This window comes from Mucilaginibacter corticis, assembly GCF_007558865.1.
Classification (GTDB): domain Bacteria; phylum Bacteroidota; class Bacteroidia; order Sphingobacteriales; family Sphingobacteriaceae; genus Mucilaginibacter; species Mucilaginibacter corticis.
The window spans coordinates 113,883-125,886 of the sequence record NZ_VLPK01000006.1 but is presented as its reverse complement, the minus strand read 5'-3'; the positions used below and the strand labels follow the sequence as shown (position 1 = coordinate 125,886).

Here is a 12,004-nt window from a genome sequence, read left to right as displayed (position 1 = left end):
CAGTAAAACCGGAATTAGGTAGGGCCAAAAAAAACCGCGGAAGTGTTGGAAGCACGACCACGGTAAATATTTGGGTTTACCCTTTCTCCGTCCCGATCAGATCGCGACAGGGAGAATAAACAATTGTCTAAGATTGATACAGTATTAACCCAAACACTAGCAAATGTAATGAAATTTTACACGAATCTCCGTGCCTTGCCCAAGGCATGGCCCTACTTCAAAAAATCGTTTTTGATTATGAAGCTGACGACTCTTATCCTGTTCATCGCTTTTCTCAATGTGAGTGCAAAGACCTACAGCCAGGTTACCCTCAGGGAAAAGAATGCGTCGCTCGAAGAAACTATCAAAGCCATCAAAGAGCAAACCGGTTACTTTTTTATTTACAGTGACCAGGAAATAAAAACAAAGCCCATAACGGTAGATTTAAAGAATGCCTCTGTAGAAAAGGCGCTTGATGAATGCTTCAAGGATCAACCCGTTAGCTTTAAAATAATAGACAAAAACATCATCTTGCAGCTTAAGGAGCAATCTTTATTTGACCAAGCTAGGGTTTATTTGGCCCAAGTTACTGTTACTGGCAAAGTAATCGATGAAACCGGTCAGCCAATGACTGGAGTTACCGTACGTGTTAAAGATTTAAATACGGCTACTTTAACTGATAACAAAGGTTTTTATGAGATTACTGTCCCAGACGAGAAAACAACCATCGTCTTCAGCTTCATCGGTTTCGAAAGCCAGGAATATACAGCAAATGAATTGACCAAGATCAAAACCATCACCCTCAAAGCCAGTAACACCAACCTCAAAGAAGTCGTAGTCAACAAAGGCTACTACACTACCACCCAATTATTAAATACAGGGTCAGTATCATCCGTTAACGCTAGCCAAATTGCACAGGAACCTATCAACAATCCATTAACAGCTCTGCAGGGCCGAGTAACTGGCGCATTCATAACACAGGGAAGTGGACTTCCAGGTAGTTCGTTCTCTTTGTTAGTTCGTGGCCAGAATGCGATTCCAGCCGACGGTTTGGTAAAGGATACAAATCCATTCTTTGTTATTGATGGCGTGCCTTATATGGATCAAACACTTGGACTCGTTAATACAAATTTGAGCGGTGGTAACCCACTCAATTATATCAATCCACAAGATATTGAAACCATAGATATACTAAAAGATGCCGATGCAACCGCTATTTACGGAAGTAGAGGAGCGAATGGAGTGGTTTTAATTACAACTAAGAAAGGGAAAATAGGTGCTACAAAAATTACTGCCAATGTCTACGGCGGGTACGGAAAAGTAACTAAGCTCCCGCAACTGCTGAATACACAACAATATATTAGTATGCGTGAAGAAGCCCTTAAAAATGATGGCCTTCCCATACCTTCAATTACAACAGATCCAACCGATTATAATTATGATATTGATGGGGCCTGGAGCAAGGACAGATATACCGACTGGGCCAAATATTTTTGGGGCGGTGCCGCACAATATAGAAACGTCGACTTATCTGTTTCAGGTGGAAATAACAACACGCAATATTTAATAAGCGGTACCTGGCATCGGGAAGCCACAGTTTATAATGATCCAGGTGCCGACACTAAAGCCGCTTTCCATTTCGGCCTAAACAGCGCTTCTTCGAACCAAAAATTTAAGATAAGCTTTTTCGGAAACTATGTAAATGACAATAATACAGTTCAATCACTAGGTAGTTTTAGCGATTTGCTGTTACCGCCCAATGCGCCCACTCTATATAATGCTGATGGTACCTTAAATTGGGCGCCCTTGACGCCGGGTGGCGTTGGAACATGGACAAATCCCCTGGCTCATTATTTATATAGTCACTATAGTGCCATCACCGACAATCTAGTTGGAGATGTCATAATGAGTTACCAGCTAACCAATGGATTGACCATTAAGGCGAGCGGCGGCTACACTGTCACCAGGACTGATGAAAAAAGACAGTTACCGCTAAAATACTATGACCCTGGTTATCATTTCACAACCGGTAATCAGTCAACTTTCGGCAACGCAAATAATAGGTCCTGGATAGTAGAACCTCAGCTAAACTATAATAATACATTCGGTAAAGCAGAAATAAATACACTGATCGGCAGTACGTTTCAACAACAGGAAAACCAGAGATTACAAACAACAGGAACTAATTTCAGTAGTGATGCACTTCTCTCCAATCTTTCTGCTGCTTCAGTAATTACTATTAACAGCTCAAGTCAGGCGCTTTACCGGTATAGTGCAATTTATGGCCGTATTGGCATGACTTGGGACAACAAGTATGTTTTAAATATTACGGCCAGACGCGACGCCAGCAGTCGGTTCGGCCCAGATCGTCAATTCGCGAATTTTTTTTCTACAGGAGCGGCCTGGATATTTTCGAATGAAAATTTTTCAAAAGATTTATTTCCTTGGTTGAGTCTGGGAAAGATAAGAGGTAGTTATGGTATTACTGGTAGTGATCAAATCTCTGATTATTATTTTATGGATTTGTATAGTTCCGTTAGCAAAACTTACGATGAAATTAAGGGTTTACAACCAACACGTTTTTATAATCCAGTCTTAGGTTGGGAATCGACCAAAAAACTAGAGGTTGGTGTAGATCTAGGGTTTATTAATGATCGCATTAATTTAAGTGTTGATTATTACCGGAATCGTTCGGGTAATCAGTTATTAAATCAACCTCTTCCAATAAGTACAGGCTTTGGTACTATAATTACTAATATAGATGGTTCAGTACAAAATACCGGTTTAGAAATAGTTTTAAATACTGTAAATGTTAAATCCCCGGACTTTCATTGGCAGAGCAATTTTAATTTGACTATGCCCCAAAATAAATTATTAAGAATTCCGGACTACTTGACCTTAGGAGATTTCACTATCGGAAAGCCTATAACACAGATTAAAGTTCCACATCTGGTCGGAATTGATTCAGTTACCGGGGCTTATATTTTTTCTGATGGAAATGGGGGGACAACCAGTACCTCTGCTGCTGCGACTGCTTATATGAATACCGCACCAAAACTATACGGGGGCTTTGATAATAATATCAGTTATAAAAATTTCTCGTTGGATATATTATTTTCATTTGTTAAGCAAACAGGGCGTAGTATATTTTCCGGAATTGGTAACCCTCCAGGTGATTGGATGGTAAACCAACCCACATATGTGCTTGATCGTTGGCAAAATAATGGTGATCGCAATATTTATCAGCGCTTTACCCAAGATTATTCTACAGATGCATATCGGGCTTACAGCAGCCTTATAAATAGTGACTTTACTTACGTGGATGCATCCTATATCCGGCTCAAAAACCTAGCATTATCTTGGTCAGTTCCACGTAGCTTGACTGCCCGTCTAAAATTGGATGATGTGAAATTTTATTTCCAAGGGCAAAATTTGTTGACGATCACTTCTTATAAAGGACTTGATCCGGAAACACAAGGGGTTTCTTTACCGCCTTTAAGAGTTTATACATTGGGTATTCAGGCAACTTTTTAAAATTACAATTATGAAAGTTAAATCAATCTTAAATATAATAAGGGTATGTTTGGCCCTGCTTTTATTTTTAGCAGTTCAAGGATGTCGAAAGTTTGTCGAAGTACCCCCACCGCCAACGCAACTATCATCCGGATCAGTATTTGCCGATGACGCCTCTGCTGCTGCTGCTGTAACAAGTATTTACACAAATATGTCGGCAAAAGGAATCACAGACGGCCCCACATGCCTTAGTCTGCTCATGGGCGGCTATGCTGACGAATATGTAAATTATTCTTCCTATGGCGCTTGGGCTCCTTACTGTAAAGATGCACCGGAAGGCAATTCACCCGGTTTTTTGGAAATGTACCAACGGATTTATCAAGTTAATACAGCATTAAGTGGATTAAACGCATCAAATACCCTTACGCCGGTAATTAAATCTCAGCTCATTGGTGAAGTCAGTTTTATGCGGGCGTTTTTTTACTTCTACCTGGTAAATTTATACGGAGATGTGCCGTTGATGCTAACCGGCGACCCTAGTATAAATAGCAAAATCGGACGCACAAATAAAAATAAGGTATATGATCAAATTATTAAAGACTTGACAGTAGCTAAAAATAGCTTACAGGATGAATATCGGACTGGTGGAGGTGTTGCATCGGTAGAACGCATACGTCCCAACAAAAGTACAGCGATAGCGCTGCTAGCCAGAGTTTACCTGTATAAAAGCGATTGGAATAATGCTGAAGTCGCTTCAACAAGTGTAATTTCTAATACAAGCTTGTATTCATTGGTGACTTTGAATGCTGTTTTTAAAAAGAATTCGAATGAATCAATTTTTCAGATACAGGCTGTTAATGTTCCTAATACATCGAACTTGATTACTCAATATTTGATTATCCGACCTAATTATACGCCCACAAATAATGCCGCACTAATGTTAATCAGCCCACAATTGCAAAATGCATTACAAACTAACGGCGGACAACGTTTTACATCCTGGGTAGGGCAGTACACGGCCAATGCCACCACCTACTATTATGCGAATAAATATCAATCTGTTCTCACCGTTCAACCTAATACAGAATATATGACAGTGTTGCGTTTGTCTGAACAATATTTGATTCGCGCAGAAGCGCGCTTTCAGCAAGGTAACGTTGATGGTGCAAAATCAGATTTAATGGCTATTCGTCAAAGGGCAGGATTAGGCCCGGTTACCACGACAGATATACTTGATGCCATACACAAGGAACGCCAGGTTGAACTATTTGGAGAATGGGGCGATCGCTGGTTTGATCTAAAAAGATCTGGGCAAGTAAATTCAGTCATGTCGGCCGTAGCAGTATCCAAAGGCGTAACCTGGGCTGACTACAAAACTCTATTTCCAATCCCTCAAACTGAAATTGATCTAAATCCTGCGTTACTGCCAAATAACTCGGGCTATTAGTCTACTTTAATATCAACAGCAACCATAGTGAAATAATTATGGTTGCTGTCAATTCACTAAAAAATTATATATGAAAAAATATCTGCTTATATATTTTGCGGCCTTATCCCTTACGGCTTCAGCTCAAGGCATCAATTTCGAAAAAAACCTAGCGTGGAAAGATGTGCTGCTAAAAGCCAAAACTGAACATAAATACATTTTCATGGACTGCTATGCGACCTGGTGTGCACCATGCAAATGGATTGCAAATAACATTTTCCCAAATGACACGGTCGGTAAATATTTCAATGACCATTTCATCAATGTTGCACTCCAAATGGACAGAACTAAAAACGATGATGATTTTGTAAAGTTGTGGTATAACGACTCAAGATCAATTGGCCAGCAATACAGTATTCAAGCCTATCCTACCTATTTATTTTTTGATTGGAACGGGAATGCAGTTCACCGATTTGTTGGAACACCTGAAAATGCTGGTTCTTTTATTGCTATCGCAACAAATTCATTCGATCCTAATAAACAGTATTATACAATTTTAAAACAACTGGATGCACACAAATCAGATTCAGTGTTTCTAAGAGAATTGGTTTTAAAAACAATCCGGTTTGACAAAAATAATGCAAAGTTGGCTGTTAACGCATACTTTAAGACCCTTACTCATCCATTTGAAAAGAACAATCTCGAATTTAACAGTAAGATCATAGTCGCCAGTGACCAGGAAATTTTTACGTTTTTTTTTAGAAATATAAAGAAAATCAATGAAATCCTTGGTAACACATATATGGCCGAAGGAAGAATTGCATACATTATTCAGAATGAAGATCTGATGCCTTACTATGCTGCCAATAACCCAGGCATAACATGGTCAGATTTTGAAAAGAAAATATTGGAAAAATATCCACAAATAAGCACTAGTGTTATGACTAGTCTTAAAGACTACTACAAATCGGGCGCGTATGAGTATCTAATAAGGGCGAAGGTAGATGGTTTGGGAAAGGTTAATCCTGATTGGAATGATTTAATCAATAAAGCGGCTCAGAAGTTTCCGGATATCAGCCGAGAGGATCTGGAGAATCAAACGATAATTCATAAAGCAAGATATTATAAAAATCGCCAGATGTGGCCAGAATTCGATGCTTCCGTAATAGAGTTAGGAACGTATTTGAACCGGCCCCGTTTTACCAAAAGTTTTCCTTATCCCTTTGCTAATGATATTGCCTGGGACGGTGTTTTTTTGCACTCGGAGAATATAAACGCGTTAAAGGCTGTCATCAACTGGTTTAAAAAGGCTTTTGTTGATCGTGCGGATTTCAGTAAATATGTTGATGTAACAATAGTGGATACCTATGCCAATTTGTTGTATAAGGCGGGAAACCGGGACAGTGCAATTCAATATGAAGAAATTGCATACAAGGCAGCCCAAAAAAATGCAGAAAAACACCCTGATGATCTGGGAGATATATCTGCCGCCTTAAACAAAATGAAAAAGGGCGAAAAGACTTGGCCCCAACCGGAAACATCAATTCAACCAACAATTAAGAATAAATGAATTACCTAATCAAAGTTTGTTTATACCTTTCCCTATGGGGATTTGCAAGTGATGCACTCTGTCAAAGTGGTAAAGTTCCGGATATTGCGCATAAGAAAACACTCGATCTAGAATCAATAAAAAAATGGCCAGAAATTGATAATGAAATTATAAGTCGCGATGGAGTCTTTATTGCTTACAATATTCAAAATACAGATGGCTCAAATGAATTAGTTGTCAAATCAATAGCAACTCATAGAGAAATTAAATTAGGTAATGGAAAGGAATCAAAATTTACAAACGACTCACATTTCTTGTTTTTTAAAACGACGGCCGATAGTATTTGGAAGGTTGAATTATATAGTGGTAAATTGGAATTTGTTGATCAAGGTCAATATTTAGAATTGCCTGGCAGCAATAGTAATTGGGTGATATATAAACCTACGAAATCAAAGGGTTGGACGATTTACAATGCAATTTCAGGTAAAAAAGGAGAATATAATACCGCTGTGGAATGTTTTTTTTCTCATACTGGTCAAGATGTTTTAATCTATAAAACCGGTTCTCAAGAAAATAAAAATGCTGACTATGTATTGAGTTGGCTTAACTTGGAAAATGATAAAGAAATTCAAATTTACAAGGGTAATAGGTTATCAAACGTAGTATTTGATTTTAATGATCAACAACTCGCCTTTATAAGCTCAAATGGAGAAAGTACTTACCGAGGAAATAAAATCTGGTATTATAAAAAAGGTACGCAAGGAGCCAAAATATTGATTGATAGTGTTGTTGAAGACCTGCCACATAGTTATGTGGGAGAAAAAAAAATGTTTTTTGACAAACAAGGAAAACGTCTATTTTTTTACAGCGGAAATCGTGTCGCGCGAAAATCAGAGGACGAATCAGTAAAAGGTACAATGGTAAACGTTTGGAACTACAAGGATGAGGAATTACAATCTGACCAATTGAATTCAATACAGGAGCGTAGTATTTCCAGAAAACTCTGTCTTTCGGTAATCGATGTTGAAAACTCAGAGAAGGTAATTCAGCTTCAACAAGTAAGTGACATGATGTTGATTGGGCTTAACGCAACAGAAGACTTTGCCTTGTTTACAGCTAATATCAACGGTGACTCTAGAGAAAATAGTTGGCGACTTACTGCTCGACCCGATATATATATTGTGAATACTAAAGATGGAAGTAGAAAATTGATAAAAAGTCGCTTAAGAGGATTTGATGTTAGATTTTCTGTCGGTGGTAAGTATGTAATTTGGTATGATAATCAACTTAATGCTTGGTTTACCTATAATGTTCGTACAGAAAATACAGTAAACATTACATCAAATTTAAAATCCCGAATAGATGCGGAAAATGACGCAAATGCGCTTTCATCGATCAGTGAAGGCATTGCGGGATGGTTGGGAAATGATCATTTGCTATTGATTTATGATAGAAATGACATTTGGGCAATAGACCCAGAAGGAGAAAAGCAACCAATTAATGTAACTAACGGATATGGGAAAGCGCATAATATTCGTTTTAGGCGCCTTGACTTTGGAACAAATCATTTTAACTTGAATGACACGATAATCCTCTCCGCATTTAATACAAAGACTAAACAGGCCGGATTTTTTAGTGTGTCACTCGGGAGGGATAATCTTCGGAAATTAGTAATGGCTGACAAAGGATATTATTTCCCACCAAGATATGGTAGCTCTATACTTGGAAAAGCTCAATTTAAGCCAGTTAGGGCAACAAACAATAATGTTTTTCTGACTAGGATAATGAGTGGAGGGGAATACTCTAATCTGTATTATACCAGTGATTTTACTTCATTTTCGCAACTGACATCCTTATCTCCTCAAAAAGATTATAACTGGTATAAAGAGCAATTGATACATTGGAAGCTGCCAAATGGAAATGAAACTTCTGGCATCCTTTATAAGCCCGAGGATTTTGATAATACTAAGAGATATCCTGTTATATTTTACTATTATGAAAGGGAATCGGATTATTTGAATTCATTTATTACGCCGAATTTAAGTGATGGAACTATAAGTATTCCCTGGTTGGTAAGTCATGGATATATTGTATGTGTGCCCGATATTTATCATTATATAGCAGGATATCCTTCAAAAAACGCGTATAACGCCGTTGTGTCAGCCGCAGATTATTTATCTAAGTTGCCTTGGATAAATAAAAATAAAATGGCGTTAGCAGGACATAGCTTTGGTGGCTACGAAACGAACTGTATTCTTACGCAAACGTCAATTTTTGCAGCGGCCTTTGAGGCCGCAGGTATATGCAATGTTATTGACGATTATTTAGAACCTAGAAGGAAAGACGGGATGGGTCGCATTGGTTTTTACTACGAGACGGGTCAAGGCCGCATGGCATCTTCTTTCTGGGAAAATCCAAAAAGGTACATCGACAATTCTCCAATTTTCGAAGCTGCGAAGGTCAATACACCTTTATTAATAATGCATAATACTAATGACGTAGCAGTGCCTTGGACCCAGGGGTACGTTTGGTTTAATGCCTTACAGCGACTTGGGAAAGAAGTTTGGATGTTGCAATATGATAATGAAGGCCACGTAATGTCAGACGATCAAAATAAGGTCGATTTTTCTCAAAGAGTGATGCAATTCTTTGACTATTATCTGATGGGAAAGCAAGCACCGAAATGGTTAAAATATGGTATCCCGGCTTCAATGAAGGGGACGGATAATGGACTTAAAATAAATTGAGGATTTATAGAGACTGAAGAACAATATTATTCATTTTGGAAAAATTTTTACTGCTATTGTGCCTTTGTAATGGACTTGCAAGGCATGCCCAGACAAAACAAAAAGGGAATCCGCTAAGTAATGCTACCTGGATCACAACAACGGACTATATAAATGGTGCGCATCGTCAAGCACCAATATTTTACAAATCGTTAAGGTTCGATAAACCTGTTAAAAGAGCTATTCTATATATATCAGCCTTGGGCCTGTATGAAGCAAAACTAAATGGAAAAAAGATCGGTAGTGATTATTTCACACCAGGCTTTGTGGATTACAATCAACGTATACCTTACCAGGTTTATGATATTTCAACGCAAATAAAAGCGGATAATGAATTAAGCGTTACCGTTGGCGAGGGCTGGTACCGTGGGATATTTCGTGGCAGCGCCAGCGACAACGAGGGTGACCATTACGGCAAAGAAGCAGGCCTGATTGCCTGTCTGCATTTGGTCTTTACAGACGGGACAAAAAAGGATGTAGTGACCGACAGAACTTGGCAGTCAGCTTATGGCCCTATTTTTTATTCCGGGATCTATGAAGGGGAGCTATTTGACGCAAATATTATTGCCACCCCAAAGCAAGCCGTTAAGATACTTGATCACAGCAAAGCTTCGTTATTTCCTTCTTCAAAAGAGCCGGTACGGGCACATGAGCATTTCGCGCCTGAAAGTACCTGGGATGGTGGCGATAATTCACTCATCATCGATTTTGGACAAAATTTGGCAGGATGGGTACAGTTAAAATGCAAAGGCCTGAAAGGCGACAGCCTGAAAATTGAACATGCCGAGGTGCTCGACAAGGACGGTGGTTTTTATACCGCTAACTTACGAAATGCTACTGCTACCGACATTTATGTGCTGAATGGCATACAAAGCATACTTAATCCGCATTTTACTTATCATGGCTTCCGGTATGCGCGCCTGACCTGGATCAGGGACAAAAAGAATATACCTATTCCGGAAACAGGATGGAGCGCAGAAGCGGTCGCACTTTACACCGATCTTAAACACACAGGCACATTTGCGTGTTCTGAGCCGGTGATCAGCCGTTTGCAGAAAAATATCGAATGGAGCCTGAACAGTAATTTTTTCGAGATCCCTACAGATTGTCCGCAACGGAGCGAGCGGCTCGGCTGGACAGGCGATGCGCAGGTATTTGCACCAACAGCCTGTTTTCTGCGCAATACCAAAAAATTCTATAGCAGCTGGCTCAATGACCTGGCAGGTGAGCAAGGTGAAAATGGCGGGGTTCCAACTTACATACCAACAGTTGAACCTCACAAACCCGAGGTCAAAGGTGTTGCAGGCTGGGGTGACGCTGCAACTATAGTTCCCTGGACAGTATATGAAACCTACGCAGACAAAAAATTATTAGAACAGCAATATTCATCCATGAAAGCCTGGGTGGATTATATACAAGGTCAAAGCAATGACGGGCTTTGGGAAGCAAATGGTTACGGAGATTGGTACGCAATGGGGCCTTCTACAAAACTTCCCCTGATCGATCAATGCTATTGGGCTCGCTCGGCGCAAATCCTCGCTGCCGCGGCTAAGGTATTGGGTAAAACAGCCGACGCTGTAAAATATGCCGGAATGGTAGCAACGGTAAAAAGCAATTTTATGAAAACCTATGTCAATGCCGATGGTAGCCTGAAAATTAAAACGCAAACTGCTTACGTGCTGGCATTGGCTTTTGACATGCTGCCAGAAGACAAACGCGCGGATGCTGCAAATCGCCTGGTGACATTGATCCGACAGAATGACGATCACTTGGCTACCGGGTTTTTAGGGACGCCCTTTCTATTAAAAGTACTGGCCGACTATGGCTATGCGGATGTCGCATACAAATTATTAAATCAAAAGACGATGCCATCCTGGCTTTATCCTATTACGATGGGCGCGACCACGATCTGGGAGAAATGGAATGGTATGGGTTCGGACGGTGCGGCTAATGAGACCAGTTATAATCATTATAGTTACGGCGCTGTAGGGCTTTGGCTCTATGAATATGTTGCTGGCATCCGCAAGGCCGCGCCGGGTTACAAAAAGGTCCTGATCAAACCTATTCCTGGCGGAAATCTGACTTGGGCAAAGGCGACTTATCAGATCAGCTATGGGATGATCAGTTCAGAGTGGCACACCAAAGGGAATCAAACAAATTATGAGATCAGCATACCCAAAGGAACTACTGCCAGTATTGAACTTCCGAATCAAAAAGTTAAAAAAGTAGGGCCCGGCCATTATCAGTACACCATAAACAATTTATAATTACTCATGAAAACATTAACCATTATCTGCTGCATCCTTTTCGCAGCGTTTCAATCAAAAGCACAGGCCATTGCCAATAACGGTTTGAAAGATTTCCCGGCAAACCTGGCTGCCATCGTTAAAGCCGATGATGTTGCGGCATTGGACAAAATTGTTAATAAGGAAAACATTAACGAGTGCTATGGCAATTATAGCATCTTGTCACAATCCGTTAGGGCGAATGCTAAAAAATGTTTCGATCAGTTGATCTTAAAAGGTGCGGATGTCAACAAAGAATGCAATGGCTATGTGCCGCCTTTGATGCATGCCTGCAAATACGGGCGGCTGGAAATGGTAAAAATACTGATCGCGAAAGGTGCTAAAAAGGACTATAAATATGATGGTGATGATCCAAATATTTCCGGTATGACACCGCTGACTTATGCGGAAAAGTTTAATCAGGGAGCTGTTGGAGAATATTTAAAGAGCCTATAGTGAAGTACTT

The 12,004-nt window shown here is 39.8% G+C and carries 6 protein-coding genes; all 6 read left to right on the top strand.

The features are described 5' to 3' along the window. Positions 1-123: 123 nt before the first annotated feature. The 6 genes from FO440_RS22385 to FO440_RS22360 all read left to right on the top strand — a co-directional run bounded on the left by FO440_RS22385 (position 124) and on the right by FO440_RS22360 (position 11,994). A complete protein-coding gene (locus FO440_RS22385) occupies positions 124-3,513 on the top strand; it encodes a SusC/RagA family TonB-linked outer membrane protein (protein ID WP_144250546.1) in 3,390 nt (1,129 codons plus the stop codon). Between the two features lie 10 nt (positions 3,514-3,523). Continuing rightward, positions 3,524-4,939, top strand: coding sequence for a RagB/SusD family nutrient uptake outer membrane protein (locus FO440_RS22380; protein ID WP_144250545.1), 1,416 nt, complete (start codon positions 3,524-3,526; stop codon positions 4,937-4,939). Positions 4,940-5,009: 70 nt separating this feature from the next. Beyond that, positions 5,010-6,488, top strand: a complete 1,479-nt coding sequence (locus FO440_RS22375) for a thioredoxin family protein (protein ID WP_144250544.1) — start codon at positions 5,010-5,012, stop codon at positions 6,486-6,488. After that, on the top strand, positions 6,485-9,214 hold the full coding sequence (locus tag FO440_RS22370) for an alpha/beta hydrolase family protein (protein ID WP_144250543.1): 2,730 nt from the start codon (positions 6,485-6,487) through the stop codon (positions 9,212-9,214). The genes FO440_RS22375 and FO440_RS22370 overlap by 4 nt, the downstream gene beginning before the upstream one ends. A 35-nt stretch (positions 9,215-9,249) precedes the next feature. Further along, a complete protein-coding gene (locus tag FO440_RS22365; protein WP_144250542.1) occupies positions 9,250-11,520 on the top strand; it encodes an alpha-L-rhamnosidase in 2,271 nt (756 codons plus the stop codon). Positions 11,521-11,526: 6 nt separating this feature from the next. Continuing rightward, positions 11,527-11,994: an ankyrin repeat domain-containing protein gene (locus FO440_RS22360; RefSeq protein ID WP_144250541.1), complete on the top strand. Its 468-nt coding sequence runs from the start codon at positions 11,527-11,529 to the stop codon at positions 11,992-11,994. Positions 11,995-12,004 lie beyond the last annotated feature (10 nt).